The 25,148-nt window shown below is 69.4% G+C and carries 30 protein-coding genes; 22 read left to right on the top strand and 8 right to left on the bottom strand.

The window, feature by feature from the left end; all coding sequences use genetic code 11:
* Positions 1–8: 8 nt before the first annotated feature.
* The 11 genes from ASC98_RS10500 to ASC98_RS10450 all read left to right on the top strand — a co-directional run bounded on the left by ASC98_RS10500 (position 9) and on the right by ASC98_RS10450 (position 9,790).
* On the top strand, positions 9–572 hold the full coding sequence (locus ASC98_RS10500) for a bifunctional adenosylcobinamide kinase/adenosylcobinamide-phosphate guanylyltransferase (RefSeq protein WP_056808010.1): 564 nt from the start codon (positions 9–11) through the stop codon (positions 570–572).
* A complete protein-coding gene (locus ASC98_RS10495) occupies positions 569–1,456 on the top strand; it encodes an ABC transporter substrate-binding protein (RefSeq protein WP_082542337.1) in 888 nt (295 codons plus the stop codon). Before ASC98_RS10500 ends, ASC98_RS10495 begins: the two co-directional genes overlap by 4 nt.
* 58 nt (positions 1,457–1,514) lie before the next feature.
* Positions 1,515–2,477: an iron ABC transporter permease gene (locus tag ASC98_RS10490; protein WP_082542356.1), complete on the top strand. Its 963-nt coding sequence runs from the start codon at positions 1,515–1,517 to the stop codon at positions 2,475–2,477.
* Positions 2,474–3,232: an ABC transporter ATP-binding protein gene (locus tag ASC98_RS10485; RefSeq protein ID WP_056808006.1), complete on the top strand. Its 759-nt coding sequence runs from the start codon at positions 2,474–2,476 to the stop codon at positions 3,230–3,232. Before ASC98_RS10490 ends, ASC98_RS10485 begins: the two co-directional genes overlap by 4 nt.
* A 239-nt stretch (positions 3,233–3,471) precedes the next feature.
* Positions 3,472–4,041 carry a cob(I)yrinic acid a,c-diamide adenosyltransferase gene (gene cobO / locus ASC98_RS10480; protein WP_056808005.1) on the top strand — a complete coding sequence of 190 codons (570 nt, stop codon included), beginning with the start codon at positions 3,472–3,474 and terminating at the stop codon, positions 4,039–4,041.
* Positions 4,042–4,048: 7 nt separating this feature from the next.
* Positions 4,049–5,020, top strand: a complete 972-nt coding sequence (gene cbiB, locus ASC98_RS10475; RefSeq protein WP_082542336.1) for an adenosylcobinamide-phosphate synthase CbiB — start codon at positions 4,049–4,051, stop codon at positions 5,018–5,020.
* Entirely contained in the window at positions 5,017–5,955 is a 939-nt protein-coding gene (locus ASC98_RS10470) for an aminotransferase class I/II-fold pyridoxal phosphate-dependent enzyme (protein WP_056808003.1), read from the top strand. Before cbiB ends, ASC98_RS10470 begins: the two co-directional genes overlap by 4 nt.
* Positions 5,952–7,409, top strand: a complete 1,458-nt coding sequence (locus ASC98_RS10465) for a cobyric acid synthase (protein WP_056808001.1) — start codon at positions 5,952–5,954, stop codon at positions 7,407–7,409. Before ASC98_RS10470 ends, ASC98_RS10465 begins: the two co-directional genes overlap by 4 nt.
* A gap of 3 nt (positions 7,410–7,412) precedes the next feature.
* Entirely contained in the window at positions 7,413–8,456 is a 1,044-nt protein-coding gene (cobT, locus tag ASC98_RS10460; protein WP_056807999.1) for a nicotinate-nucleotide--dimethylbenzimidazole phosphoribosyltransferase, read from the top strand.
* Between the two features lie 3 nt (positions 8,457–8,459).
* The gene (gene cobS, locus ASC98_RS10455) at positions 8,460–9,251 is read left to right on the top strand and encodes an adenosylcobinamide-GDP ribazoletransferase (protein ID WP_200953119.1); all 792 of its coding nucleotides are present in this window, start codon (positions 8,460–8,462) and stop codon (positions 9,249–9,251) included.
* Positions 9,248–9,790: a histidine phosphatase family protein gene (locus tag ASC98_RS10450; protein ID WP_056807997.1), complete on the top strand. Its 543-nt coding sequence runs from the start codon at positions 9,248–9,250 to the stop codon at positions 9,788–9,790. The genes cobS and ASC98_RS10450 overlap by 4 nt, the downstream gene beginning before the upstream one ends.
* On the opposite strand, the gene nth is transcribed toward ASC98_RS10450, so the two are convergent.
* From nth to ASC98_RS10425, 6 genes are all read right to left on the bottom strand, one after another.
* The gene (nth, locus tag ASC98_RS10445; RefSeq protein WP_056807995.1) at positions 9,754–10,428 is read right to left on the bottom strand and encodes an endonuclease III; all 675 of its coding nucleotides are present in this window, start codon (positions 10,426–10,428) and stop codon (positions 9,754–9,756) included. The genes ASC98_RS10450 and nth overlap by 37 nt on opposite strands.
* A 58-nt stretch (positions 10,429–10,486) precedes the next feature.
* Positions 10,487–10,624, bottom strand: a complete 138-nt coding sequence (locus ASC98_RS30270; protein WP_157598297.1) for a hypothetical protein — start codon at positions 10,622–10,624, stop codon at positions 10,487–10,489.
* A gap of 22 nt (positions 10,625–10,646) precedes the next feature.
* Positions 10,647–10,844 carry a CsbD family protein gene (locus ASC98_RS10440; protein ID WP_056807994.1) on the bottom strand — a complete coding sequence of 66 codons (198 nt, stop codon included), beginning with the start codon at positions 10,842–10,844 and terminating at the stop codon, positions 10,647–10,649.
* Between the two features lie 159 nt (positions 10,845–11,003).
* Positions 11,004–11,636 carry an electron transport complex subunit RsxB gene (rsxB, locus tag ASC98_RS10435; protein WP_056807992.1) on the bottom strand — a complete coding sequence of 211 codons (633 nt, stop codon included), beginning with the start codon at positions 11,634–11,636 and terminating at the stop codon, positions 11,004–11,006.
* 7 nt (positions 11,637–11,643) lie between these two features.
* Entirely contained in the window at positions 11,644–12,951 is a 1,308-nt protein-coding gene (locus ASC98_RS10430; RefSeq protein ID WP_056807990.1) for a polyhydroxyalkanoate depolymerase, read from the bottom strand.
* A 189-nt stretch (positions 12,952–13,140) separates the two neighbouring features.
* Positions 13,141–14,340: an amino acid aminotransferase gene (locus ASC98_RS10425; RefSeq protein ID WP_056807988.1), complete on the bottom strand. Its 1,200-nt coding sequence runs from the start codon at positions 14,338–14,340 to the stop codon at positions 13,141–13,143.
* A 99-nt stretch (positions 14,341–14,439) separates the two neighbouring features.
* On the opposite strand from ASC98_RS10425, the gene uvrB reads away from it, so the two are divergent.
* The 11 genes from uvrB to ASC98_RS10370 all read left to right on the top strand — a co-directional run bounded on the left by uvrB (position 14,440) and on the right by ASC98_RS10370 (position 23,431).
* Positions 14,440–16,638, top strand: a complete 2,199-nt coding sequence (uvrB, locus tag ASC98_RS10420; RefSeq protein ID WP_082542335.1) for an excinuclease ABC subunit UvrB — start codon at positions 14,440–14,442, stop codon at positions 16,636–16,638.
* Entirely contained in the window at positions 16,635–17,123 is a 489-nt protein-coding gene (locus tag ASC98_RS10415) for a low molecular weight protein-tyrosine-phosphatase (RefSeq protein ID WP_056807986.1), read from the top strand. Before uvrB ends, ASC98_RS10415 begins: the two co-directional genes overlap by 4 nt.
* Positions 17,124–17,304: 181 nt before the next feature.
* Positions 17,305–17,841: a Fe-S cluster assembly transcription factor gene (locus tag ASC98_RS10410; RefSeq protein WP_056807984.1), complete on the top strand. Its 537-nt coding sequence runs from the start codon at positions 17,305–17,307 to the stop codon at positions 17,839–17,841.
* A 45-nt stretch (positions 17,842–17,886) separates the two neighbouring features.
* Positions 17,887–19,101 (top strand): IscS subfamily cysteine desulfurase, encoded by a 1,215-nt coding sequence (locus tag ASC98_RS10405; RefSeq protein ID WP_369820487.1) that lies wholly within the window; start codon positions 17,887–17,889, stop codon positions 19,099–19,101.
* A 30-nt stretch (positions 19,102–19,131) separates the two neighbouring features.
* Positions 19,132–19,539 (top strand): Fe-S cluster assembly scaffold IscU, encoded by a 408-nt coding sequence (iscU, locus tag ASC98_RS10400; protein ID WP_056807980.1) that lies wholly within the window; start codon positions 19,132–19,134, stop codon positions 19,537–19,539.
* Positions 19,540–19,543: 4 nt separating this feature from the next.
* Positions 19,544–19,867 (top strand): iron-sulfur cluster assembly protein IscA, encoded by a 324-nt coding sequence (gene iscA, locus ASC98_RS10395; protein ID WP_047502965.1) that lies wholly within the window; start codon positions 19,544–19,546, stop codon positions 19,865–19,867.
* A gap of 64 nt (positions 19,868–19,931) precedes the next feature.
* Entirely contained in the window at positions 19,932–20,450 is a 519-nt protein-coding gene (gene hscB / locus ASC98_RS10390; protein ID WP_056807978.1) for a Fe-S protein assembly co-chaperone HscB, read from the top strand.
* Between the two features lie 5 nt (positions 20,451–20,455).
* Positions 20,456–22,312, top strand: coding sequence for a Fe-S protein assembly chaperone HscA (gene hscA / locus ASC98_RS10385; protein WP_056807976.1), 1,857 nt, complete (start codon positions 20,456–20,458; stop codon positions 22,310–22,312).
* A gap of 5 nt (positions 22,313–22,317) precedes the next feature.
* Positions 22,318–22,656, top strand: a complete 339-nt coding sequence (fdx, locus tag ASC98_RS10380; RefSeq protein WP_056807973.1) for an ISC system 2Fe-2S type ferredoxin — start codon at positions 22,318–22,320, stop codon at positions 22,654–22,656.
* Positions 22,657–22,838: 182 nt separating this feature from the next.
* Positions 22,839–23,111, top strand: a complete 273-nt coding sequence (locus tag ASC98_RS10375) for a YlcI/YnfO family protein (protein WP_056807971.1) — start codon at positions 22,839–22,841, stop codon at positions 23,109–23,111.
* Positions 23,108–23,431, top strand: a complete 324-nt coding sequence (locus ASC98_RS10370; protein ID WP_056807969.1) for a type II toxin-antitoxin system RelE/ParE family toxin — start codon at positions 23,108–23,110, stop codon at positions 23,429–23,431. Before ASC98_RS10375 ends, ASC98_RS10370 begins: the two co-directional genes overlap by 4 nt.
* A 7-nt stretch (positions 23,432–23,438) precedes the next feature.
* Here ASC98_RS10370 and ASC98_RS10365 read toward each other — a convergent pair whose 3' ends face one another.
* Positions 23,439–24,245 carry an ABC transporter ATP-binding protein gene (locus ASC98_RS10365; protein WP_056807967.1) on the bottom strand — a complete coding sequence of 269 codons (807 nt, stop codon included), beginning with the start codon at positions 24,243–24,245 and terminating at the stop codon, positions 23,439–23,441.
* A 2-nt stretch (positions 24,246–24,247) separates the two neighbouring features.
* The gene (gene ntrB, locus ASC98_RS10360; RefSeq protein WP_056807966.1) at positions 24,248–25,147 is read right to left on the bottom strand and encodes a nitrate ABC transporter permease; all 900 of its coding nucleotides are present in this window, start codon (positions 25,145–25,147) and stop codon (positions 24,248–24,250) included.
* Position 25,148: the final 1 nt, after the last annotated feature.

Below are 25,148 nucleotides of genomic sequence, written 5' to 3'. Positions count from 1 at the left end.
CGGGTCCGATGGCAAGCCATGAACTGATCCTCGGCGGCCAGCGCAGCGGCAAGTCGCGCTGCGCCGAGTCGCGTGCGATCGCGTGGCTCGCGGTGCCGGGGCACGAGGCGGCGCTGCTCGCCACCGCGCTGCCCGGCGATGGCGAGATGCGCGAGCGCATCGCGCAGCACCGGCGCGACCGTGCCGAGCGCGTGCCGCGGATGAGCACGCACGAGGTGCCGACCGACCTGGCGCTGGCCGTCGCCGAGCACAGCGGGCGGCAGCGCCTGCTGGTGATCGACTGCCTGACGCTGTGGGCCACCAACTGGCTGATGCCGATGCACGGCGTCGCCCCGGCGCCCGAGAGCTGGCACGCGGCGTCGCAAGCGCTGCTGCGCGCGCTCGATGCTGCGCCCGGCCCGGTGGTGCTGGTGTCGAACGAGATCGGGCTGGGCCTGTCGCCGATGACGCGCGAGGCGCGACACTTCGTCGACGAACTGGGGCGCCTGCACCAGGCGGTGGCGGCGCACTGCGCGCGCGTGACGCTGATGGTGGCGGGGCTGGAGATGACGGTGAAGCCGGACGCACGATGACGAAGACTGCATTGCTGGCACGGGGCGTTGCCGTGCTGCTGTCGGCGCTGGCCGGTCTGTCGGCGGCCGCCGCGCCGATCGCGCTGACCGACGACCGCGGCCGCGCGCTGACGCTGGCCGCGCCGCCGCAGCGCGTGATCAGCCTGCTGCCGTCGCTGACCGAGAGCGTCTGCGCGCTCGGCGGCTGCGCGCGGCTGGTCGGCACCGACCGCTATTCCAATTCGCCGGCCGAGGTGCTGGCGCTGCCGAAGCTGGGCGGCATCGACGATGCGCAGGTCGAGCGCATCGTCGCGCTGAAGCCCGACGTGGTGCTCGCCGCCACCGCGGCGCGCATCATCGAGCGGCTCGAACAGCTCGGCGTGCGCGTCGTCGTCGTCGAATCGAAGACGCATGCCGATGTGCAGCGCAGCCTGGGCACGATCGCGCAGCTGCTCGGCACGCCGGAGCGCGCCGCGCCGGTGTGGGCGCGCATCCAGCGAGAGATGGCCGAGGCCACGGCGCGCGTGCCGGCCCGGGTGCGCGGGCAGCGGGTCTACTTCGAGGTCGATGCGTCGCCGTACGCCGCCGGCAGCAGCTCGTTCATCGGCGAGACGCTGACGCGGCTCGGCCTCGGCAACATCGTCGCGCCCGAGCTCGGGCCGTTCCCGAAGCTGAACCCGGAGTACGTGCTGAAGGCGCAGCCCGACATCCTGATCGGCGCGCAGCGCAACGTCGGCGAGATGCCGGCGCGGCCGGGCTGGAGCGCGTTGCGCGCGGTGCAGCGCGGGCGCGTCTGCGGCTTCGACCCGGCCTCGTACGAGGTGCTGATCCGCCCGGGGCCGCGCATGGGCGAGGCGGCGCTGCAACTGGCCGGCTGCGTCGCCGGTCTCCCGGAGCCGCGCTGACGTGAACGCTGACGTGATCGGTCCTGCACGCCGACTGCGGCGGCGCCTGGTCGCCGCGATGCTGCTGTCGACGCTGCTGCTGGTCGTCGCCGGCCTCGCGTCCGGCAGCGAGGGCTGGTCGCTGCCGTCGCTGTGGGGGCCGGACGCGTCGTTGATCGTCGGCCAGATCCGCGCGCCGCGCACCTTGGGTGCCTGGCTGGTCGGCGCGTTGCTCGGGCTGGCCGGTGCGGTCGCGCAGGGGCTGTTCCGCAACCCGCTGGCCGATCCGTACCTGCTGGGCGCGGCGTCGGGCGCGACGCTCGCGGTCGTGCTCGGGCTGGCCGCGCAGGCGCTGGCGGGGCACTACATCAGCCTGTCGGCGGCGGACCTGCTGTCGCGCGCCGGGCTGGTGCTCGGCGCCTTCCTCGGCGCGCTCGGCGGCGTGCTGCTGACGCTGCTGCTGTCGCGCGGCGCGCAGCACACGACGCGGCTGCTGCTGGCCGGCGTGGTGGTTGGCGTCGTGCTTGGCGCGGCCAGCGACCTCGTCACCACGGTCGCACCGGATGCGCTGCGTGGCAAGCAGTGGTTCATGCTTGGCAGCACCTCGTTCCTCGGCTGGGACAGCGTGCTGCTGCTCGGGGCCGGCGCGCTGGTGTGCGTGCCGCTGGCGTGGCGGCTGGCGCGCGCGCTCGATGCGCTGACGCTCGGCATCGACAGCGCGCTGAGCCTGGGTCTCGACCTGCCGCGGCTGCGACTGGTGCTGGTGGTCGTGCTGGCGCTGGCCACCGGGCTGGCGGTCGCGCAGTCCGGGCTGATCGCGTTCGTCGGCCTCGTCGCGCCGCACCTGGTGCGGCGCTTCGCGCCGTCGGCCCAGGGCTACCTGCTGGTCGTCAGCGCGCTGGTGGGTGGCACGCTGCTGCTGGCGGCCGACGTGCTGGCGCGGCTGCTGATCGCACCGCAGGAGCTGCCGGTCGGCGTGCTGACCGCGCTGCTCGGCGGCGGCTACCTGCTGTGGCTGCTGCACCGGCGGGGGATCGAATGAGCGCGTTGAGCTGCGAGGAACTGCGCGTGTCGCTCGGCGGTACGCCGGTGCTGAACGGCCTGTCGCTCGCGCTGCAGCCGGGTTGGACGGTGATCGTCGGGCCGAACGGCGTCGGCAAGTCGACGCTGTTGCGCGTGCTGGCCGGCTTGCAGCCGCTGGCCGCCGGCAGCGTGACCCTGCAAGGCCGGCCGCTGGCCGACTGGCCTGCGCGTGAACGCGCCCAGCGCCTCGCGTGGCTGGCGCAGCAGGGCGAGGCCCGCGGCGAGCTGACGGTGCGCGACGTGGTGCACCTCGGCCGCCTGCCGCACCTGGGCCTGTTCACGCCGCCGGGGCCGGCCGACGAGGCGATCGTCGATGCGGCGATGGCGTCGACCGAATGCCAGGCGTGGCAGCACCGGCAATTGCACGAGTTGTCGGGCGGCGAGCGCCAGCGCGCGCTGATCGCCCGCGCGCTGGCGGTGCAGGCGGCGGTGCTGCTGCTCGACGAACCGACCACCCACCTCGACCCGCCGCACCAGGTGGCACTGGTGCGCCTGTTCCAGCGCCTCGCGCGCACGCAGACGGTGGTCAGCGTGCTGCACGACCTGTCGCTCGCGCTGCAGGCCGACCGGCTGGTCGTGATGCAGCATGGCCGCATTGCGGCCGAAGGCGCACACGACGATCCGCGTGTGCATGCCGCGCTCGAATCGGTGTTCGACCACGCGGTGCGGGTGCAGCGCGTCGGCGAGCGGTTCCTGACCTTGCCCAACCTGTAGTGTCATGACGATGAGTCCCATGGCCCCGTTCGGGCTGAGCTTGTCGAAGCCCCGCTCGCATACCTCCGTTCGCGCTGGGCGTGCCGAAGTGCCAGGGGCAGGCTTCGACAGGCTCAGCCCGAACGGTTTGTGTGCAGAGGGCTTTGACAAGCTGAGCCCGAACGGTTTGTGTGGACAGGGCTTCGACAAGCTCAGCCCGAACGGGCGTGGGTGGTTCCTTCCTTCCGCGGGACATTGAAATGCAGATTGAAGCCCCTCCCACCGAACGCCGCAGCGACAAGCCCGACGGCGAGCGCCGCGGCCTGGTCATCGTCCACACCGGCGACGGCAAGGGCAAGAGCACCGCGGCCTTCGGCCTCGCGCTGCGCGCCCACGGCCGCGGCAAGGCGGTGAAGATCTACCAGTTCATGAAGGTGCCGTCGGCCCGCTTCGGCGAGCACCGGGTGTTCGAGCAGCTCGGCGTGCCGATCGAGGGGCTGGGCGACGGCTTCAGCTGGAAGAGCCGCGACCTCGAGCATTCGGCGCAGCTCGCGAAGGACGGCTGGGCGCGGGCCGAGGCGACGATCCGCGCCGGCGAGCATTTCCTGGTCGTGCTCGACGAGGTGATGTACCCGCTGCGCTACGGCTGGCTGGCGCTCGACGCGGTGCTGGCCTGCCTGCGCGAACGGCCGGCCCACGTGCACGTCGTGCTGACCGGGCGCGGCGCGCCGGCCGAGCTGGTCGCGCTGGCCGACACCGTCACCGAGATGACGCTGGTCAAGCACCACTACCAGGCCGGCGTGCCGGCGCAGCGCGGCATCGAGGACTGATGCGGTGATGCTCGCCGCCGCGCTGCTGCTGGCCTGGCTCGGGGACGCCTGCTTCGGCGAACCGCGCAATGCGCTGCACCCGGTGGCGTGGCTGGGGCGGCTGCTCGCGCCGATCGGACGGCGGCTGCGGCGTCATACGCCACGTCGGGCGTTCGTCGGCGGTGCGCTCGCGTGGACCGTCATCGCCGCCGCGCTGGCGGCCGCTGCCATGTGGCTGCAGCGTGAACTCGCGGCTTGCCCGTGGTGGGCCGCGGTGCCGGTGCTCGCGCTGCTGCTGAAGCCGACGTTCGCGTGGCGCATGTTGCGCGACGAGGTGGCCGCGATCGAGGCGGCGCTCGGCGAGGGGCTGCAGGCGGCCCGCCTGCGGCTGTCGCGCATCGTGAGCCGCGACACCTCGACACTCGGCGCCGACGAGATCCGCGAGACCGCGATCGAGACGCTGGCCGAGAACCTGAGCGATTCGCTGGTCGCGCCGCTGTTCTGGTATGCGGTCGCCGGCCTGCCCGGCGCGGTGGTCTACCGGTTCGCGAACACCGCGGACGCGATGTGGGGCTACCGCGGCGAGTGGGAATGGGCCGGCAAGTGGGCGGCACGGGCGGACGACGTGCTGTCGTGGCTGCCTGCGCGCCTCACGGCGGTGTTGCTGTATCCGTCGCTGCGCCTGGCGCAGTGGCGCATGCTGCAGGGCCAGGCCCGCCTGACCCCGTCGCCGAACGGCGGCTGGCCGATGGGCGCGATGGCGCTGCGGCTGGGCGTGCGGCTCGGCAAGCCGGGGGTGTACACGTTGAATGCGCAGGCGAGGGCGCCGCAGGCTGCGGACGTGGCGGCGGCCTTGCGGTGCGCCGGCGTGGCTGCGTGGATTTCCATGGCGGTCGCGGTCTCTGCACTGCTGCTGTGGCACCACGGCACCCCTCCCGTTCTCCCTGAGCAGGGACTGAGCCTGTCGAAGGCCCGTGTCGAAGGGCGGGTCCTTCCATGACGACCCACGGCGGCCCTGACGCGCGCGGCATTCCGCGCCACGACTTCTCGACCAACGCGAACGCCTGCGGCCCCGCGCCGATCGCGTGGAGCGAGGTCGACGCGAGCCGCTACCCCGACCCGTCGTACACCGCGCTGCGCGCAGCCCTCGCCGCGCACCACCGCGTCACTGCCGATCGCATCGTGATTGCCGCCAGCGCCAGCGAGTTCATCGCGCGCATCAGCACCGCCATCGCACTCGCCACGCCGGGCGCCGGCGTGTTCATCCCGCGCCCCTGCTACGGCGATTACGCGGCTGCAGCGGCGGCGCGCGGCCTGTGCGACGTCGAACGCGATGCCGCGGCGCTGGTCTGGCATGCGTCTCCAAGCAGCCCGCTCGGCCGGTCGGCACCGCTGCCGTGGATCGACGGCGCAGTCCACGTCATCGACTGCGCCTACGCCCCGCTGCAACTGTCAGGGCAGCAACACCGGATGTCCGACACCGCATGGCAACTGTGGTCGCCGAACAAGGCGCTGGGCCTGACCGGCATCCGCGCGGCCTATGCCATCGCCCCTGAAGCCGATCCGCTCGTTCGACCGCTGCGCGATCTCGCGCCCTCGTGGCCGCTCGGCGCCCATGGCGTCGCGATGCTGACCGCGTGGACCCAGCCCGGCACGCAGCAGTGGTTGCACGATTCGCTGGCCACGTTGCGCCGCTGGAAGTTGCGCCAGCTCGACCTCTGCGCCTCGCTCGGCTGGCAGTGCGAGGACAGCGAGACGCCGTTCCACCTCGCGCGCGCCGACGGCCTGATCGAACGCCTGCCGGCGCTGCGCGAGCGCGGCATCAAGCTGCGCGACACCACCTCGATGGGCCTGCCGGGCGCCGTGCGGATCAGCGTGCAGCCGCCCGAGGCCCAGGATGCGCTGGCCCGTGCGTGGCGGGAGACCAGCACGTGAGCGCCCGCGCCGTGATGGTCCTCGGCACCACCAGCGGGGCCGGCAAGAGCTGGCTCGCGACCGCGCTGTGCCGCTGGTATGCCCGCCAGGGGCTGAAGGTCGCGCCGTTCAAGGCGCAGAACATGAGCAACAACGCGCGCGTCGTGCCGGGGCTGCAAGGCCGGCTCGGCGAGATCGGCAGCGCGCAGTATTTCCAGGCGCTGGCCGCGCGCGCCGCGCCCGATGTGCGCATGAATCCGGTGCTGCTGAAGCCCGAGCGCGACACCGCGAGCCAGGTGGTGCTGATGGGCGAGGTGCGCGCCGACCTGGCCGGCATCCCGTGGCACGACCGCAGCGCGCTGCTGTGGCCGCACGCCCGCGACGCGCTGCAATCGCTGCAGGCGGAGCACGACGTGATCGTCATCGAAGGCGCCGGCTCGCCGGCCGAGATCAACCTGCGCCACAGCGACTACGTGAACATGCGCACCGCGCTGGCGGCCGACGCCGCCTGCCTGCTGGTCACCGACATCGACCGCGGTGGTGCCTTCGCCCACCTGTACGGCACCCACCAGCTGCTCGCGCCCGACGAGCAGCGGCTGCTGCGCGGCTTCGTGCTGAACCGCTTCCGCGGCGACGCGCGGCTGCTCGAACCCGGTCCGTCGCAGCTGCAGCAGCTGACCGGCGTGCCGACGCTCGCGGTGCTGCCGATGTGGCGCGGCCACGGCCTGCCGGAAGAAGACGGCGTGTTCGACGACACCCCGAGCGGCGATGCCGACGGGCTGCGCATCAGCGTGCTCGCGCCACCGCGCATCAGCAATCTCGACGAGTTCCAGCCGCTGCGCCACCTGCCCGGCGTGCGGCTGCGCTGGGCGCGCACACCGGCCGCGCTGGCCGATGCCGACTGGATCGTGCTGCCCGGCTCGAAGCACACCAGCAGCGACCTCGCCTGGCTGCGCGCGCAAGGCCTGGCCGATGCGGTGTGCCGGCATGCCGCGGCCGGCCGCCCGGTGCTCGGGCTGTGCGGCGGGCTGCAGATGCTCGGCGAATCGCTGAGCGATCCGTTCGGCATCGACGGCGACGCGGCAGGTCTCGGGCTGCTGCCGCTGGCCACGCGCTTCGAGCGCGACAAGCGGCTCAGCACCGTGAGCGCGCGCTTCGAGACGCTGGACGGGCCGTGGGCCGCGCTGTCGCAGGCTGCGCTGCGCGGCTACGAGATCCGCCACGGCCGCACGCAGGCCACCGCGCCGCTCGCGGTCGCGCTGCGCAATGCCGACGGCGAGCCGATCGGCTGGCAGCGCGGCAACGTGCTCGGCCTCTACGCGCACGGCGTGTTCGAATGCGACGAGGTGCTGCGCGCGCTGTTCGGCCAGCGCGCGCGCACGCTCGACGACGTGTTCGACGGCCTCGCCGATTTCGCCGATGCGCACTTCGCGCCCGGCGCACTGATGCAACTCCTCCAACCCCCGCGGGACTGACCCATGCGCTTCGAACTGCCTTCCATCGCCCCGATCCACGACGCCGCGCTCGCGCAGCGGCTGCAGCAGCGGCTCGACCGCAAGACCAAGCCGCAGGGCTCGCTCGGCCGCCTCGAATCGCTCGTGCTGCAGCTCGGGCTGATCCAGCGCAGCGAGGCGCCGAAGCTCGATCGGCCGCAGATGCTGGTGTTCGCCGGCGATCACGGCCTCGTGGCGCGCGGCGTCTCGGCCTTCCCGAGCGACGTCACCTGGCAGATGGTCGAGAACTTCCTCGCCGGCGGCGCGGCCGTCAGCGTGCTGGCACGCCAGCACGGCCTCGCGCTGACGGTGGTCGATGCCGGCGTCGCGCACGACTTCGCGCCGCGCGCCGGCCTGGTCGACCGCAAGGTCGCGCGCGGCACCGCCGATGCGCTGGCCGGGCCGGCGATGAGCGAGGCGCAGTGCCAGCAGGCGCTGGCGGCCGGCATGGCCGTCGTGCACGAGCTGCCCGGCAATGCGGTGCTGCTGGGCGAGATGGGCATCGGCAACAGCTCCAGCGCGGCGCTGTTGCTCGCGCGGCTGAGCGGCCAGCCGATCGATGCCTGCGTCGGCCGTGGCACCGGGCTCGACGATGCGGGCTTGGCCCGCAAGCGCGCGGTGCTCGCGCAGGTGCTCGAGCGCCACGCGGGCGCGACGCAGCCGCTCGATGCGCTGGCGGCCTTCGGCGGCTTCGAGATCGCGATGCTGGCCGGTGCGGCGCTGCAGGCGGCGGCCGAGCGGCGCGTCGTCGTCGTCGACGGCTTCATCGCGAGCGCCGCGGTGCTGGTCGCGACGCGGCTCGCGCCGGCGCTCGCCGGCTACTGCGTGCTGGCACACCGCTCGGCCGAACCGGGCCATGCGTTGATGGTGGGCGAGCTGGGCGGCGAGCCTTTGCTCGACCTGGGGCTGCGCCTCGGCGAAGGCTCGGGCGCTGCGCTCGCGTGGCCGCTGCTCGACAGCGCGGTGCGCGTGCTGGCCGAGATGGCGAGCTTCGAATCGGCCGGCGTCTCCGACCGCAGCGAGTCCTGAGCCATGCTGAAGGCCGTGCTGCATGAGCTGCGGTTGATCGCCGTCGCGCTGCAGTTCTTCACGCGCGTGCCGGTGCCGGCGCGCATCGGCTTCGAGCCCGACTGGCTGAACGCGAGCGCGCGCCATTTCCCGCTGGTCGGTTTCTTCGTTGGCGTCATCGCGGCGCTGGTGCTGGCCGTCGGCAGCCAGGTCCTCGGCACCGCGATCGGCGTGTGGCTGTCGATCGCGGCGACCGTGTGGCTGACCGGTGCCTTCCACGAGGACGGGCTGGCCGACACCTGCGATGCGCTCGGCGGCGCGGTGAGCCGCGAGCGGGCGCTGGAGATCATGAAGGACTCGCGCATCGGCAGCTATGGCGCGGTCGCGCTGGTGCTGGTGCTCGGGCTGAAGGCGGCGACGCTGTCGGCGCTGCCGATGGCCCTGGCGGTGCCGGCGCTGCTGCTCGCGCACACCGCGTCGCGGGCCGCGGCGGTGGTGCTGATCCGCGTGCTGCCGTATGCCGGCGAGGTGTCGCTGGCGAAGGCGAAGCCGCTCGCGCAGAAGGTGTCGGCGCTCGGGGTCGGCGTCGCGCTCGGCTGGGTGATGTTGCTGGCCGCCGCGCTGGTCGCGGTTCGCTGGGGCTGGTGGCCCTCTGTCGCGCTCGCGCTCGCCGGCGTCGTGCTGGGCAGCGTCGTCTGCGGCCGCTGGTTCCACCGCCGGCTCGGCGGCATCACCGGCGACACGCTCGGCGCCACGCAGCAGATCACCGAAGTGCTCGCGCTGCTGGGCTGGGTGGTCGCGCTGCGCTGGGCATGAATCGGATCGATGCCTGGCGCCACCCGCGGCCCGACGGCGTGGCCGGGCGCTGCATCGGCCACACCGACGTGCCGGTCGACCGGCGCCGCAGCAAGCGCCTCGCGCACCGCATCCGCCGGGCTGCGCGGCGCGAGGGATGGCCGCGGATCGTGTGGACCTCGCCGCTGCGGCGCTGTGCCGACGTGGGCCGCTGGCTCGCGCGCTGGGGCTGGGCTCACCGCATCGACCGCCGGCTGTGCGAGCTGGATTTCGGCGCCTGGGACGGGCGGACGTGGGACGAGATCGGCGCGGCAGCGGTCGATGCGTGGTGTGACGACTTCCTGCACGGCGCACCGGGCGGCGGCGAGACGGTCGCGCAACTGCTGGCGCGTTGCCATGAGCTGCAGGCTGAGCTGCCGCCGCACGCCTGCATCGTCGCGCATGCCGGCTGGTTGAATGCCATGCGTTGCGTGCGCGACGGCATCGTGCCCGCCCGCGCCGCCGACTGGCCGGCGGCGCCCGGCTACGGCGTGCGCGTGTCCTCGCCGGTCAGCGTGTAGATCTGGCGCGGCCCGCCCGGCCGCGAATCGCAGTACGGCGCCACGCCGCATTCGAAGCACAGCGGCTTGCGCGCCAGGCAGACGTAGCGGCCGTGCAGGATCAGCCAGTGGTGCGCGTCGACGAGGTAGCCCTCGGGCACGCGCTTCAGCAGGCCCATCTCGACCTCGAACGGGTTCTTGCCCATCGCCAGCCCGGTGCGGTTGCCGACGCGGAAGATGTGCGTGTCGACCGCCATCGTCGGCTCGCCGAACGCGACGTTCAGCACCACGTTGGCGGTTTTGCGCCCGACACCGGGCAGCGCCTCCAGCGCCTCGCGCGAGCGCGGCACCTCGCCGCCATGCTCGTCGATCAGGATGCGGCAGGTCTCGAACAGGTTCTTCGCCTTGTTGCGGTACAGGCCGATGGTCTTGATGTGCTGCGTGATGCCATCAAGCCCGAGCGCGCGCATCTTCTGCGGCGTCGGCGCGATCGCGAACAGCTTGCGCGTCGCCTTGTTGACGCCGACATCGGTGGCCTGGGCCGACAGCAGCACCGCGGCCAGCAACTCGAAGACGTTGGTGTATTCGAGCTCGGTGTTCGGCTGCGGGTTGGCAGCCTGGAGCGTCGCGAAGAAGGGCGGGATCTGGTCGTCGGTCATCGGCGGGGATTGTCTCAGCCCCGCGACGCCTCGACCCGCTGTGTCGACGCCCTGGCGTTCAGGGTGGCGCGCTGGCCGCCGGCGGCGGCTCGGTGGTCGGCTTCGGCGTGCCGGAGCCGAGCTTGTCGCACGCGGTGAGGGACAACGTGGCTCCCATGCTGACCATCAACAGAAATGCCAACAGCAGTCGTCGCATGGCGGTACTCCTTGATCGACGGTCAGTAGCGGGATTGCAGCTCGCGGATCTGTTCGCGCGCTTCGTCCTCGTAGGCGCCATGCTTGCGCTGCAGCTTGCCGGCGTGGCGTTCGCGTTGACCTTGTTCCACATCGTTCTGGTTGCCGGTGACGCGGCCCCAGTTCTCACGGGCCTGGCCCTTGAATTCCTTCCAGCGGCCCCGGATCCGATCGTGATGCATTGCAGCTCCTTGCGCGGTGAAGTTGGACGACCGCCTTCGGTAATCCGTGGCGCAAGCGTAGGCGGGCAGGGTGACCGCCCTCGTCGGTGCCGGCGCGGGGCCCGGATAGGACACGGCTGATTCAGCTGTAGGAATTTGCTGACAAGCTGCCCGGTGCGCTCAGCCGGGCTTGCGCTGCCGCGCGCGGGCCAGCGCGGCTTCGATGACGCTGCTCTTGACGCTCACCTCGGTGCCGGCCACCGTCGATGGCGCGCTGCGGACCGCCATGCGGGCCAGGCGCTCCTGCTCGTCGCGTGCCAGCCGTTCGCGGTGGAAATCGAAGCGCTCGCGCGCTTCGTCGGCCTGCGCCGGGCTCCAGGCGTCCCAGCCGGTGCGGCCCTCGCTCGCGTCGACCAGCGAGATGCAGTCGACCGGGCAGACCGGGATGCAGAGCTCGCAGCCGGTGCACAGCGGATCGATCACCGTGTGCATCGACTTCGGCCCGCCGACGATGCTGTCGACCGGGCAGGCCTTCAGGCACAGCGTGCAGCCGATGCACCAGGCCTCGTCGATCACCGCGAGGCGGCGCGGGCCTTCGCTGCCGTTCAGCGGGTTCAGCGGCAGCACCGGCAGGCCGGTCAGGCGCGCCAGACGGGCGATGCCGTCGGCACCGCCGGGCGGGCATTGGTTGATCGCCGCCTCGCCGTCGGCGATGGCTTCGGCGTAGCGGCGGCAGTCGGGGTAGCCGCAGCGCGTGCACTGCGTCTGCGGCAGGGCGGCGTCGAGGGCGTCGGTGAGCGCGGCCCGGTCCACGACGCCGTCAGGCCGCCTTGCGCGCAGCGGCCTTGCGGGCCGTCGGCTTGGCGAGCTTCACCGGCTGCTTCATTTCCGCCTGGTGCGACGCGATGAAGTCGCGCACCTGCGGGTAGACCTTCTCGCGCCAGCGGCGGCCCGAGAAGATGCCGTAGTGGCCCGCGCCTTCGACGTCGTAGTGGAACTGGCGCGACTTCGGGATGCCGGTGCACAGCTCGTGCGCCGCCTTGGTCTGGCCGGCGCCGGAGATGTCGTCGAGTTCGCCTTCGATCGTCAGCAGCGCGCTGGTCGTGATGTCCTGCGGGCGCACCAACTCGCCGTCGACTTCCCAGGTGCCGTTGACCAGCGCGAAGTCCTGGAACACCGTCTTGATGGTGTCGAGGTAGTACTCGGCCGGCATGTCGAGCACCGCGTTGTACTCGTCGTAGAAGGTGCGGTGGAAATCGGCGTTGTCGTCGTCGCCGCGCATCAGGTCCATGAAGTAGTCGTAGTGCGACTTCAGGTGGCGGTCCGGGTTCATCGCGATGAAGCCGCTGTGCTGCAGGAAGCCCGGGTACACGCGGCGGCCGGCGCCGGGGTAGTTGACCGGCACGCGGTAGATGACGTTGTTCTCGAACCAGTCGTAGCTCTTGTTCATCGCCAGGTTGTTGACGGCCGTCGGGCTCTTGCGGGCGTCGATCGGGCCGCCCATCATCGTCATCGTGCGCGGCGTGGGTTCGCCGCGGCTGGCCATCAGCGAGATCGCGGCCAGCACCGGCACCGTCGGCTGGCACACCGAGATCACGTTGACCTCGGGCCCGACGTGGCGGATGAACTCCTGCACGTAGGCGACGTAATCGTCCAGGTGGAACGGGCCGGCGGCCTGCTCGACCATGCGGGCGTCGGTCCAGTCGGTGATGAAGACCTTGTGGTCCTGCAGCAGCGCCTTGACGGTGTCGCGCAGCAGCGTCGAATGGTGGCCCGACAGCGGCGCGACGACCAGCACGGTCGGCTGATCCTTCATCAGCGTCAGCGCCGGCGAATCGTCGGTGAAGCGCTTGAAGCGCAGCAGCCGGCAGAAGGGCTTCTCGAGCGCCACCTGCTCCTGCACCGCGACGTCGACCGTGCCGACGCGCACCGAGGTGATGTTGAACTGCGGCTTCTCGTATTCCTTCGACAGCCGGTGCATCAGGTCCAGCCCGGCCGACACGCGCTGCGCCATCGGCGTGTGCGTGAACGGTGACAGCGGGTGGCTGTACAGCTTGGACGAGGCGCTGGCGAACTCGGAGAACGGGCTCAACAGCGCGCGCTGGGCTTCATACCACTGGTACAACATTCGGGTTTCCTTTGCGACCGCTTCGCGCAATCGCTTTCACACAAGTTGTGCGTTGCAGCATTCTAGGCAGGCGAAGTGCATCGTGCCTGGGGACTGCTTTGGTGCAAACCCGGAATAAAGGCAAAAAGGCCGCCCAGAATGGTGCGGCCTTCTTGTCGGACTGTCACTTGCGTGACAGCACGTGTCGCGTCAGCTGACTTTGGCAATGGCGGCAACGACCGCGTCGATGTTCTTGCTGTTCAGCGCCGCGACGCAGATGCGGCCCGAATCGACGCCGTAGATGCCGAATTCGCTGCGCAAACGCTGCATCTGGTCCTTGTTGAGGCCCGAATAGCTGAACATGCCCTTCTGCTGCGTGATGAAGCTCATGTCCTGCTTGATCCCGGCGGCCTGCAGCTTCTGCAGCAGCGCGGTGCGCATCTGCTTGATGCGCACCCGCATGCCGGCCAGCTCGTCTTCCCACATCGCGCGCAGCGCCGGCGTCGTCAGCACGGTGGCGACGACCTGGGCGCCGTGCGTCGGCGGGTTGGAGTAGTTGGTGCGGATCACGATCTTCAGCTGGCTCAGCACGCGGGCGGCGTCGTCCTTGGAGCTGCACAGCACGCTCAGCGCGCCGACGCGCTCGCCGTACAGCGAGAAGCTCTTCGAGAACGAGGTCGCGACGAAGAAGTCGATGCCGGCGGCGACGAACTGCGCGATCACCGCGCCGTCTTCGGCGATGCCTTCGCCGAAGCCCTGGTAGGCCATGTCGAGGAAGGCCACCAGGCCGCGCGCCTTGACCGCGTCGATCACCTTCGCCCAGTCGGCGGGGGTGATGTCGTAGCCGGTCGGGTTGTGGCAGCAGGCGTGCAGCACGACGACCGTGCCGGCCGGTGCGGCGTTCAGCGCGGCCAGCATGCCGTCGACGTTGACGCCGCGCTTCGCGGCGTCGTAGTAGGGGTAGGTCTCGACCGTGAAGCCGGCGTTGGTGAACAGCGCGCGGTGGTTCTCCCAGCTCGGGTCGCTGATCAGCACCTTGGCGGCGGGGTTGATCCGCTTCAGGAAATCGGCGCCGATCTTCAGCCCGCCGGTGCCGCCCAGGCCCTGGACCGTGGCGACGCGGCCGGCGGCGACTTCGGCGCTGTCGGCGCCGAACACCAGGCCCTGCACCGCCTTGTCGTACGCGGCGATGCCGTCGATCGGCAGGTAGCCGCGCGGCTTCGGCGTCTCTTGCATCTGGCGCTCGGCCTCGGCCACGCATTTCAGCAGCGGAAGTTTGCCGTTGTCGTCGTAGTAGACCCCGACGCCCAGGTTCACCTTGGCGGGGTTCGGGTCGGCGTTGAACTGCTCGTTCAGGCCGAGGATGGGGTCGCGAGGTGCCATTTCGACAGCGGCGAACAGCGAGGTCATGGACAGTCCTTGTCAGTAGAGCGAATGCAGGATTTGGGCTAGGCTTGCCGATTTCCCTGTGCACTTCCGGTACAGGAAAACCCGAGGATTTTAATCGCCATGGCCGACCTGCCCCGTCAACAGGCCCCCAAACAGGTCGCGAAGCCCGCGCCGAAGCTTGCACCGAAGGCGCCTCGGGGCGGCCCCGACATCGTGCTCGCCGACACGCCGGTGGACGAGCCGGTCGACGGCGAGTTCGTTGCCTTCCCCGACTCGCCGTTCCAGCTGTTCCAGCCGTATGCGCCGGCCGGCGACCAGCCGACCGCGATCGCCGCGCTGGCCGAAGGCATCGAGGACGGCCTGACCTACCAGACGCTGCTCGGCGTCACCGGCTCCGGCAAGACCTTCACGATGGCCAACGTGATCGCCCGCATGGGCCGTCCTGCCATCGTGTTCGCGCCCAACAAGACGCTGGCGGCGCAGTTGTACAGCGAGTTCCGCGAGTTCTTCCCGAAGAACGCGGTCGAGTACTTCGTCAGCTACTACGACTACTACCAGCCCGAAGCCTACGTGCCGCAGCGCGACCTGTTCATCGAGAAGGACAGCTCGATCAACGAGCACATCGAGCAGATGCGGCTGAGTGCCACCAAGAGCCTGCTGGAACGGCGCGACGTGGTGATCGTCGCCACGGTCAGCGCGATCTACGGCATCGGCAACCCGAGCGACTACCACCGCATGGTGATGACGCTGCGCACCGGCGACAAGACGGGCCAGCGCGACGTGATCGCGCAGCTGATCCGCATGCAGTACCAGCGCAACGAGATGGACTTCAGCCGCGGCACCTTCCGCGTGCGCGGCGACACCATCGACGTGTTCCCGGCCGAGCACTCCGAACTGGCGATCCGCATCGAGCTGTTCGACGACGAGGTCGAGACGCTGCAGCTGTTCGACCCGCTGACCGGGCGCATCCGCCAGAAGATCCCGCGCTTCACCGTCTATCCGTCCAGCCACTACGTGACGCCGCGCGACCGCGTGGTCGCGGCGATCGACACCATCAAGGCCGAGTTGCGCACGCGGCTCGACGAACTGGTGAAGGACGGCAAGCTGGTCGAGGCGCAGCGCCTGGAGCAGCGCACCCGCTTCGACCTGGAGATGCTGCAGGAGATCGGCCACTGCAAGGGCATCGAGAACTACACGCGCCACCTGTCGGGCTCGGCGCCGGGCGAGCCGCCGTCGACGCTGGTCGACTACCTGCCGCGCGATGCGCTGATGTTCCTCGACGAATCGCACGTGCTGATCGGCCAGCTGGGCGGCATGTACAACGGCGACCGGGCGCGCAAGACCACGCTGGTCGAGTACGGCTTCCGGCTGCCGTCGGCGCTCGACAACCGGCCGCTCAAGTTCGAGGAGTTCGAGCGCAAGATGCGCCAGGTGGTGTTCGTCTCGGCGACGCCGGCCGACTTCGAGAAGCGCAACGCCGGCCAGGTGGTCGAGCAGGTGGTGCGGCCGACCGGGCTGGTCGACCCGGTCGTCGAGGTGCGGCCGGCCACGCACCAGGTCGACGACGTGTTGCAGGAGATCCGCGACCGCGTCGAGATCCACGAGCGCGTGCTGATCACCACGCTGACCAAGCGCATGGCCGAGCAGCTGACCGACTACCTCAGCGACAACGGCGTCAAGGTGCGCTACCTGCACAGCGACATCGACACGGTGGAGCGGGTCGAGATCCTGCGCGACCTGCGCCTGGGCACCTTCGACGTGCTGGTCGGCATCAACCTGCTGCGCGAAGGGCTGGACATTCCGGAGGTGTCGCTGGTGGCGATCCTCGATGCCGACAAGGAAGGCTTCCTGCGCGCGGAGCGTTCGCTGATCCAGACCATCGGCCGCGCGGCGCGCAACATCAACGGCAAGGCGATCCTGTACGCCGACAAGATGACCGACTCGATGCGCCGCGCGCTCGACGAGACCGAGCGCCGCCGCGCGAAGCAGATCCAGCACAACCTGGAGCAGGGCATCACGCCGCGCAGCGTGAAGAAGCAGATCCGCGAGCTGATCGACGGCGTCTACAGCGAAAAGGGCGCGAAGGACGACCTGAAGAACGCGGCCGAGACCGCCGAGGTCGAGGCGATGAGCGAGAAGGACCTCGGCAAGCGCATCAAGCAGCTCGAAAAGCAGATGCTCGAGCACGCCCGCAACCTCGAATTCGAGAAGGCCGCCCGCGTGCGCGACCAGCTGGCCCACCTGCGCGAGCAGGCCTTCGGCGCGCCCGGCACCGACAACGTGGTGGTGCTGCCCGCGGCCGGCGCCCGCAAGGCATGACGGCGAAGCCGCTGCGGGTGCTGATGGTCTGCATGGGCAACATCTGCCGCTCGCCGACCGCCGAGGCGGTGCTGCGCCACAAGCTGCGCGCCGCCGGGCTGGGCGACGCGGTGGCGGTCGACTCGGCCGGCACGCACTCGTGGCATGGCGGCGAGCCGCCGGATCCGCGCTCGATCAAGCACGCGGCGCGGCGCGGCTACGACCTGGCGAATCTGCGGGCGCGGGTCGTGACGGCTGCTGATTTCGAGCGCTTCGACCTCATCTTGGCGATGGATTGGGACAACCTCGCCGAACTGGAAGAGCGCTGCCCGCCGCAGCACCGCGCCAAGCTGGGACGCCTGACGCAGCACGGCGTGCGCTTCGCGAGCCCGGCGGTGCCGGATCCGTACCAGGGCGGGCCGGACGGCTTCGATCATGTGCTTGACCTGGTCGAGGATGCCTGCGATGGACTTGTCCAGCATCTGTCCTCGTCAAGGATCGAATAACCCCACGGAACTTTCAGCCCCAATGCCGACCAAAAAACTAGGTTTCATCTATACTTGAGCAATTCTCTCGGGATCAACCGAGGGTTACCCCGGAGAAGGCAAGCGGGGACTCGACAAGCGTGAAATCGCCCTCATCTGCTTCGTTGACATAGTTGGCCTTCATCGGCTTCAGGAGAATTTCATGCGTCTGACCACCAAAGGCCGTTTTGCAGTGACCGCGATGATCGACCTGGCTCTGCGTGAGCTTTCGGGCCCGGTCGCGCTGGCAGCCATCAGCGCCCGTCAGCAGATTTCGCTGTCCTACCTCGAGCAGCTGTTCGGCAAGCTGCGCCGCCATGGGCTCGTCGAGAGCACCCGCGGCCCCGGCGGCGGTTATTCGCTGGGTCGCAAATCCGAGGAAATCACCGTCGCCGACATCATCGTTGCAGTCGACGAGCCGATCGATGCCACCGGTTGCGGCGGCAAGGAAAACTGCATGGGCGAGGACTCCGGCCGCTGCATGACGCACGACCTGTGGGCCAGCCTGAATTCCAAGATGATCGAATACCTCGATTCGATCTCGCTGCGCAAGCTGGTCGACGAGCAACTGGCCAAGGGCATCTCGATCGAGGAGCAACCGGTCAAGCGCGCGATCTCGACGCAGCCGGTCGTCAAGCCGATCAAGATCACCGCCCCGAATTCGGTCTTCGCACTCGGCGGCGCTGCCTTCTCGAAGTAAGCACATCCAAATCTCGTTCATTCGCTGCAGCTGATTCCCATGGACATGACCCCCCATTTCCCGATCTACATGGACTACGGCGCGACGACGCCGGTGGACCAGCGCGTGGTCGACGCGATGATCCCGTGGTTGCGCGAGCATTTCGGCAACCCGGCGTCGCGCAGCCACGCATGGGGGTGGGAAGCGGAAGCCGCGGTCGAGAAGGCACGCGAGCAGGTCGCGGCGCTGGTCGGCGCCGATCCGCGCGAGATCGTCTGGACTTCGGGCGCGACCGAATCGATCAACCTGGCGCTGAAGGGCGCCGCGCAGTTCTACAAGACGCGCGGCAAGCACCTGATCACGTTGAAGACCGAGCACAAGGCCGTGCTCGACACGATGCGCGAGCTGGAGCGCCAGGGCTTCGAGGTGACCTACCTCGACGTCCAGGAAGACGGCCTGCTCGACCTCGACAAGCTCAAGGCGGCGATGCGCCCCGACACCATCCTGGTCTCGGTGCTGTTCGTCAACAACGAGATCGGCGTCATCCAGGACATCGAGACGATCGGCGCGATGTGCCGCGAGCGCGGCATCATCTTCCACGTCGATGCGGCGCAGGCGACCGGCAAGGTGGAGATCGACCTGGCTGCGTTGCCGGTCGACCTGATGAGCCTGGCTTCGCACAAGACCTACGGCCCGAAGGGCATCGGCGCGCTGTACGTGCGCCGCAAGCCGCGCGTGCGCATCGAAGCGCAGATGCACGGCGGTGGCCATGAGCGCGGCATGCGCTCGGGCACGCTCGCGACGCACCAGATCGTCGGCATGGGCGAGGCCTACCGCATCGCGCGCGCCGAGATGGGCGCCGACAACGAGCGCATCCGCATGCTGCAGCAGCGCTTGATCAACGGCCTGAAGGACATCGAGCAGACCTTCCTGAACGGCCACGCCGAGCGGCGCGTGCCGCACAACGTGAACATGTCGTTCAACTTCGTCGAAGGCGAATCGTTGATCATGGGCATCAAGGGCATCGCGGTGTCGTCAGGATCGGCCTGCACGTCGGCCAGCCTGGAACCGAGCTATGTGCTGCGCGCCCTGGGACGCAGCGATGAGCTTGCGCACTCCAGCCTGCGCATGACCATCGGTCGTTTCACGACCACCGAAGAAATCGACTACGTGATCACGACGCTGAAAGACCGCGTCGCGAAATTGCGCGAACTCTCGCCGTTGTGGGAAATGTTCAAGGACGGCATCGACATCAGCACGATTCAGTGGGCTGCCCACTGAAGTTGTAGACAGGAAGTACGGAGCACTGAAATGGCTTACAGCGAAAAAGTGGTTGAGCACTACGAGAACCCGCGCAACGTCGGCTCGTTCGAGAAGGGCGACGACACCGTGGGCACCGGCATGGTCGGCGCACCGGCCTGCGGCGACGTGATGAAGCTGCAGATCAAGGTCAATCCGGTGACGGGCCTGATCGAAGACGCGAAGTTCAAGACCTACGGCTGCGGCTCGGCGATCGCGTCGAGCTCGCTGGTGACCGAATGGGTCAAGGGCAAGTCGCTCGACGAGGCACTGTCGATCAAGAACACGCACATCGCCGAAGAACTGGCGCTGCCGCCGGTCAAGATCCACTGCTCGATCCTGGCCGAAGACGCGATCAAGGCGGCGGTGAACGACTACAAGGCGAAGACCGGCGCTGCGGTGCCTGCCACCACGCACTGACGCCATGGCCGTCACGCTGACCGAAGCCGCGGCACGCCACGTGTCGCGCTACATCACCAAGCGCGGCAAGGGCGTCGGTGTCCGGCTGGGCATCAAGACGACCGGCTGCTCGGGCCTGGCCTACAAGCTGGAATACGCCGACGACGTGGCGCCCGAAGACGCGGTGTTCGAAGACCGTGGCGTGAAGGTGCTGGTCGACCCGAAGAGCCTGCCGTACATCGACGGCACGCAGCTCGACTTCGTGCGCGAGGGCTTGAACGAAGGCTTCAAGTTCCGCAACCCGCGCGAGAAAGACCGCTGCGGTTGCGGTGAGTCCTTCCGCGTCTAGCGCTCGGCGCTTGCCAACCAGGCGCGGCCACAAGCCGCGCCTTTTTGTTGCCTGAAATCAAGCCATGAAGCTCGATAGCGACGATTTCGAACTGTTCGGCCTGCCGCGGCGCTTCGCGCTCGACCGCGACGAGCTCGATGCCCGCTGGCGCGCGTTGCAGGCCGAGGTGCACCCCGACCGCTTCGCCAGCGAGGGCGCATCGGCCCAGCGCATCGCGATGCAATGGGCGGTGCGGGTGAACGAGGCGTACCAGCGCCTGAAGAACCCGCTGCAACGCGCCGCCTACCTGTGCGAGCTGAACGGCGCGGCGATCGACGCCGAGAACAACACCGCGATGCCCGGCAGCTTCCTGATGCAGCAGATGGAATGGCGCGAGGCACTCGACGATGCCGGCGACCTGCCCGCCGTCGAAGTCCTTGCCGACGACGTGGCATCGCATCGCAGGCAGGCGCTCGCCGCATTGCAGGCCGCGCTCGACGAGCGCCACGACTGGGCGGCCGCGGCGCAACAGGTCAGAGCCCTCATGTTCGTAGAGCGCTTTGCCGACGACGTCGATCAGCGCCTGGAAGCGCTGGGACAATAGACACCATGGCCCTGCTGCAAATTTCCGAACCCGGGGGCGCCCCCGATCCCCACCAGCGCCGCATCGCGGTCGGCATCGACCTCGGCACCACGCATTCGCTGGTGGCGGCGGTGCGCAACGGCGTGTCCGAATGCCTGCCGGACGAAGCCGGCCACGTGATCCTGCCGTCGGCGGTGCGCTACCTGCCCGAAGGCCGGCGCGAGATCGGCCACGGCGCGCTGGCGCAGGCCGCGGTCGACCCGGCCAACACCATCGTGTCGGTCAAGCGCTTCATGGGGCGCGGGCTGCGCGACATCGCCCACGTCGACAAGCTGCCCTACGATTTCGTCGATGCGCCCGGCATGGTGCAGCTGCGCACGATCGACGGCGTGAAGTCGCCGGTGGAAGTGTCGGCCGAGATCCTCGCGACGCTGCGCTACCGTGCCGAGGACACCTTCGCCGACGACCTGTTCGGCGCGGTGATCACGGTGCCGGCCTACTTCGACGACGCGCAGCGCCAGGCCACGAAGGACGCCGCGCAGCTCGCCGGCCTGAACGTGCTGCGCCTGATCAACGAACCGACCGCCGCGGCGATTGCCTATGGGCTCGAGAACGGCTCCGAAGGCCTGTACGCGGTGTACGACCTGGGCGGCGGCACCTTCGACATCTCGCTGTTGAAGCTGACGAAGGGCGTGTTCGAGGTCGTCGCGACCGGCGGCGATTCGGCATTGGGCGGCGATGACTTCGATCGCGCGCTGGCCGACTGGGCGCTGGCCGAAGCCGGGCTGCGTGCCGACACGCCGCAGGACAAGCGCGCGGTGCTGGTGGCCGCACGTGCCGCGAAGGAGAAGCTGTCGTCGGCCGATCACGCGACGCTGGCGAGCCCGCTGTCGTCCGGCGAGCTGGCGGTGCGCGTGACGCGCGAGCAGTTCGAATCGCTGGCCGCCGCGCTGATGGCGCGCACGCTGGCGGCGGTGCGCAAGGTGCTGCGCGACGCGCAGGCCACGAAGGACGAGGTGCACGGCGTCGTGATGGTCGGTGGGTCCACGCGCATGCCGATGGTGCAGGCGGCGGTGGCCGGGTTCTTCGGCAAGACGCCGCTGACCAACCTGAACCCGGACGAGGTCGTCGCGCTCGGCGCCGCGATCCAGGCCAATGCGTTGGCCGGCAATGCCGGTGCCGACGAACTGCTGCTGCTCGACGTGATCCCGCTGTCGCTGGGACTCGAGACGATGGGCGGGCTGGTGGAGCGCATCATCCCGCGCAACAGCACGATCCCGACGGCACGCGCGCAGGAGTTCACGACCTTCAAGGACGGCCAGACCGCGCTGGCGCTGCATGTGGTGCAGGGCGAGCGCGAGCTGGTCAGCGACTGCCGTTCGCTGGCGCGCTTCGAGCTGCGCGGCATGCCGCCGATGGTGGCCGGTGCGGCGCGCATCCGCGTCAGCTTCCAGGTCGATGCCGACGGCCTGCTGAGCGTCAGTGCCCGCGAGGAGGTGTCCGGCGTCGAGGCCGCGATCACCGTGAAGCCGAGCTACGGCCTGTCCGACGACGAGGTCGCGCGCATGCTGACCGAGAGCTTCAGCACCGCCGATGCCGACATGCGCGCGCGCAGCCTGCGCGAGTCGCGCGTCGAGGCCGAGCGCATGCTGCTCGCGACCCGCTCCGCGCTGGCCGCCGATGGCGACCTGCTGGGCGCCGACGAGCAGGCCGCGATCGCTCAATTGCTCGCGGCGCTCGAAGCGAGCCGCGAATCCGAAGATCACCACCAGATCGACGCCGCCGTCGAGGCGCTGGCCAAGGGCACCGAAGCCTTTGCGGCCGAGCGCATGAACCGCGGCATCCGGCAGGCGCTGGCCGGCCGGCGCGTCGAGGAGGTCTGAGCCCCATGCCTGTCATCAAGATCCTGCCCCACCCCGAATACTGCCCGACCGGCACCCAGATCACCGCATCGCCGGGCACCTCGGTCTGCGAGGCCTTGCTCGAGAACGGCATCGAGATCGAGCACGCCTGCGAGCTGAGTTGCGCGTGCACGACCTGCCACGTCGTGGTGCGCGAGGGCTTCTCGTCGCTTGGCGAGATGGACGAATCCGAAGAAGACCTGCTGGACCGGGCCTGGGGGCTGGAGCCGCAGTCGCGGCTGTCGTGCCAGGCGATCCTGTCGCAGACCGACGTGACGATCGAGATCCCGAAGTACACGATCAACCACGCGAAGGAAAACCACTGATCCGGACGTAAAAAAACCGCCTGATCCACGCGGATCAGGCGGTCCGGAAAGGGCTGGGCCCTACTGAGGAGATAGACGACAAGCGCATCGCTCTTGCCGCAATTCCTTATGCAAGCGGTGTGCCATGCCAATGGCGACGTTTCCGGGGCTACACTCGCTGCGTCGCAATTGCAACGCAATCCATGAAGCCCGCCACCTTTCCCTCGCTGCGCGTCGACGCCGAACTCCGGGAGGCCGCCGAAGGCGTGCTGCGCGAAGGCGAAACGTTGAGCAGCCTGATCGAGACGGCAGTGCGCGACACCATCCAGCGTCGCCGTGTGCAAGACGAATTCATCGCACGCGGATTGAACTCCGCGGAAGAGGCGCGGCGTACCGGGGTCTACCATGCTGCAGCCGATGTGCACGATGAACTTCAGCGCAGGCTGGACGATCGGCGCAAACGCGTGCTGGAATGAGCGGGAATTTCAAGGTCCGCTACACCGACGAAGCCCGCAACGATCTCATCGAACTCTTCGACTTCCTGCTGCAGGAGGCTGAAACGATCGAAGACTTCGATCATGCCCAGGACGCCATCGACACCCTTCGAGACGAGGTCGAACATCGCCTGGGACGCGCGCCTTTTCTGTACCGCAAATCGTCAGCCGGCAGCGTGTTCCAGCGAGAGCTGATCATTCCGTTGCGTGGCAGGGGCTACGTCGCGTTGTACGAGATCGAGAACGCCGGAACGGTCACGGTCCTCGCGCTCAGGCATCAACGCGAGGACGACTACCACTGACGGATGCTCAGGCGGCCCGCTCGACGTGGCCGTGCCGCGTGTAGAGGAAGTCCAGCACCTCTTTGCGGCAGTGCACGTACTTCGGGTCCTCCGCCAGCTCGATCCGATGGCGCGGCCGGGTCAGGTCGACGCTCAGGATCTCGCCGATGGTTGCGGCCGGCCCGTTGGTCATCATCACGATCCGGTCCGACAGCAGCACTGCCTCGTCGACATCGTGCGTCACCATCACCACCGTGCTGTGCGTGCGCGCGACGATCTTCAGCAACTCGTCCTGCAGGTGCGCACGGGTCAGCGCATCGAGCGCGCCGAAGGGCTCGTCCATCAGCAGCACCTTCGGTTCCATCGCCAGCGCGCGTGCGATGCCGACCCGCTGCTTCATGCCGCCCGAGATCTCGTGCGGTCGCTTCGCCGCAGCGTGCGCCATGTTGACGAGCCCCAGCGCCGCCAGCGCTCGCTCTTTCAGTTGCGCCTTCGATTCGCTCGCGCCGAACACCCGCTCGACCGCCAGGTGCACGTTCTCGTAGCAGGTCAGCCACGGCAGCAGCGAATGGTTCTGGAACACCACCGCGCGCTCCGGCCCGGGCGCGGCGATCTCGCGGCTGTCGCAGATCAACGAGCCGCCGGTCGGCAGCGTGAGCCCGGCGATCAGGTTCAGCAGCGTCGACTTGCCGCAGCCCGAATGCCCGATCAACGTGACGAACTCGCCCTTCGCGACCGACAGGTTGATGTCGCGCAACGCGTGGAAGCGGCCCTTCTTCGTGCTGAAGACCATCTCGGCCTGGTGCACCTCGATGAAGCTGGAGTTCGATGCCATGGTCAGACCTCGTCGTAGGTGAAGCGCTTGGCGATCGAAACCAGCGCCCATTCGAGCAGCAGGCCGACGATGCCGATCACGAAGATCGCGATCAGGATGTGCGTGACGTTCAGGTTGTTCCACTCGTCCCACACCCAGAAGCCGATGCCGACGCCGCCGGTCAGCATCTCGGCCGCGACGATCACCAGCCAGGCGGTGCCCACGCTCAGCCGCACGCCGGTCAGCATGTACGGCAGCACCGCAGGGAACAGGATGCGCGTCATCACCTTCCACTCGGACAGGTTCAGCACGCGCGCCACGTTCAGGTAGTCGGCCGGCACGCGCTGCACGCCGACCGCGGTGTTGATGACCATCGGCCAGATCGAGCAGATGAAGATCGTCCAGATCGCCGCCGGGTTCGCGGCCTTGAACACCAGCAGCCCGATCGGCAGCCACGCGAGCGGCGACACCGGACGCAGCAGGCTGATCAGCGGCGACACCATGTGGTTCAGGAAGCTGAAGCGCCCGATCAGGAAGCCCGCCGGGATGCCGACCAGCGCCGCCAGCCCGAAGCCGATCGCGACGCGCTGCAGCGAGAACAGGATGTTCCAGCCAATGCCCTGGTCGTTCGGGCCCTTGCTGTAGAACGGATCGGCGAACAGCTTGACCGCTTCGGCGAAGGTCGCCGCCGGCGTCGGGAAGCTGCCGCCGTTCATCGTCAGCAAGGCCCAGATGCCGACCAGCAAGCCGACGCCGATCAGCGGCGGCAACACCTTCAGCAACAGCCCGTTCCAGTCGAAAGGCTTGCGGGGCCGGCGCGCGGCGGCAGCCGGCGCGGCCGCTGGCGCAGCGGGGGGTGTCGAGGCGGCAGGCGCCTCGTCGTCGAGGCCCCCGAGCGGCGAGTGAAACACGGCACTGACCATG

Source organism: Rhizobacter sp. Root1238, from assembly GCF_001425825.1.
Lineage (GTDB): Bacteria > Pseudomonadota > Gammaproteobacteria > Burkholderiales > Burkholderiaceae_C > Rhizobacter.
Note: the sequence above shows the minus strand (reverse complement) of the source record. Positions and strands in the feature narration are given on the sequence as shown.

Excerpts from the sequence above, each read along its gene's own strand:
- ASC98_RS10405 (WP_369820487.1), top strand. The coding sequence starts at position 17,887 with ATGACCCCCCATTTCCCGATCTACATGGACTACGGCGCGACGACGCCG.
- nth (WP_056807995.1), bottom strand. The coding sequence starts at position 10,428 with ATGACCGACGACCAGATCCCGCCCTTCTTCGCGACGCTCCAGGCTGCC.
- hscA (WP_056807976.1), top strand. The coding sequence starts at position 20,456 with ATGGCCCTGCTGCAAATTTCCGAACCCGGGGGCGCCCCCGATCCCCAC.
- ASC98_RS10375 (WP_056807971.1), top strand. The coding sequence starts at position 22,839 with ATGAAGCCCGCCACCTTTCCCTCGCTGCGCGTCGACGCCGAACTCCGG.
- ASC98_RS10415 (WP_056807986.1), top strand. The coding sequence starts at position 16,635 with ATGACGGCGAAGCCGCTGCGGGTGCTGATGGTCTGCATGGGCAACATC.
- uvrB (WP_082542335.1), top strand. The coding sequence starts at position 14,440 with ATGGCCGACCTGCCCCGTCAACAGGCCCCCAAACAGGTCGCGAAGCCC.
- ASC98_RS10500 (WP_056808010.1), top strand. The coding sequence starts at position 9 with ATGGCAAGCCATGAACTGATCCTCGGCGGCCAGCGCAGCGGCAAGTCG.
- ASC98_RS10485 (WP_056808006.1), top strand. The coding sequence starts at position 2,474 with ATGAGCGCGTTGAGCTGCGAGGAACTGCGCGTGTCGCTCGGCGGTACG.
- ASC98_RS30270 (WP_157598297.1), bottom strand. The coding sequence starts at position 10,624 with ATGCGACGACTGCTGTTGGCATTTCTGTTGATGGTCAGCATGGGAGCC.
- ASC98_RS10495 (WP_082542337.1), top strand. The coding sequence starts at position 569 with ATGACGAAGACTGCATTGCTGGCACGGGGCGTTGCCGTGCTGCTGTCG.
- ASC98_RS10425 (WP_056807988.1), bottom strand. The coding sequence starts at position 14,340 with ATGACCTCGCTGTTCGCCGCTGTCGAAATGGCACCTCGCGACCCCATC.
- ASC98_RS10430 (WP_056807990.1), bottom strand. The coding sequence starts at position 12,951 with ATGTTGTACCAGTGGTATGAAGCCCAGCGCGCGCTGTTGAGCCCGTTC.
- ASC98_RS10365 (WP_056807967.1), bottom strand. The coding sequence starts at position 24,245 with ATGGCATCGAACTCCAGCTTCATCGAGGTGCACCAGGCCGAGATGGTC.
- cbiB (WP_082542336.1), top strand. The coding sequence starts at position 4,049 with ATGCTCGCCGCCGCGCTGCTGCTGGCCTGGCTCGGGGACGCCTGCTTC.
- ASC98_RS10450 (WP_056807997.1), top strand. The coding sequence starts at position 9,248 with ATGAATCGGATCGATGCCTGGCGCCACCCGCGGCCCGACGGCGTGGCC.
- ntrB (WP_056807966.1), bottom strand. The coding sequence starts at position 25,147 with ATGGTCAGTGCCGTGTTTCACTCGCCGCTCGGGGGCCTCGACGACGAG.
- iscU (WP_056807980.1), top strand. The coding sequence starts at position 19,132 with ATGGCTTACAGCGAAAAAGTGGTTGAGCACTACGAGAACCCGCGCAAC.
- iscA (WP_047502965.1), top strand. The coding sequence starts at position 19,544 with ATGGCCGTCACGCTGACCGAAGCCGCGGCACGCCACGTGTCGCGCTAC.
- ASC98_RS10370 (WP_056807969.1), top strand. The coding sequence starts at position 23,108 with ATGAGCGGGAATTTCAAGGTCCGCTACACCGACGAAGCCCGCAACGAT.
- ASC98_RS10440 (WP_056807994.1), bottom strand. The coding sequence starts at position 10,844 with ATGCATCACGATCGGATCCGGGGCCGCTGGAAGGAATTCAAGGGCCAG.
- fdx (WP_056807973.1), top strand. The coding sequence starts at position 22,318 with ATGCCTGTCATCAAGATCCTGCCCCACCCCGAATACTGCCCGACCGGC.
- cobS (WP_200953119.1), top strand. The coding sequence starts at position 8,460 with ATGCTGAAGGCCGTGCTGCATGAGCTGCGGTTGATCGCCGTCGCGCTG.
- hscB (WP_056807978.1), top strand. The coding sequence starts at position 19,932 with ATGAAGCTCGATAGCGACGATTTCGAACTGTTCGGCCTGCCGCGGCGC.
- ASC98_RS10470 (WP_056808003.1), top strand. The coding sequence starts at position 5,017 with ATGACGACCCACGGCGGCCCTGACGCGCGCGGCATTCCGCGCCACGAC.
- cobT (WP_056807999.1), top strand. The coding sequence starts at position 7,413 with ATGCGCTTCGAACTGCCTTCCATCGCCCCGATCCACGACGCCGCGCTC.
- ASC98_RS10410 (WP_056807984.1), top strand. The coding sequence starts at position 17,305 with ATGCGTCTGACCACCAAAGGCCGTTTTGCAGTGACCGCGATGATCGAC.
- ASC98_RS10490 (WP_082542356.1), top strand. The coding sequence starts at position 1,515 with ATGCTGCTGTCGACGCTGCTGCTGGTCGTCGCCGGCCTCGCGTCCGGC.
- cobO (WP_056808005.1), top strand. The coding sequence starts at position 3,472 with ATGCAGATTGAAGCCCCTCCCACCGAACGCCGCAGCGACAAGCCCGAC.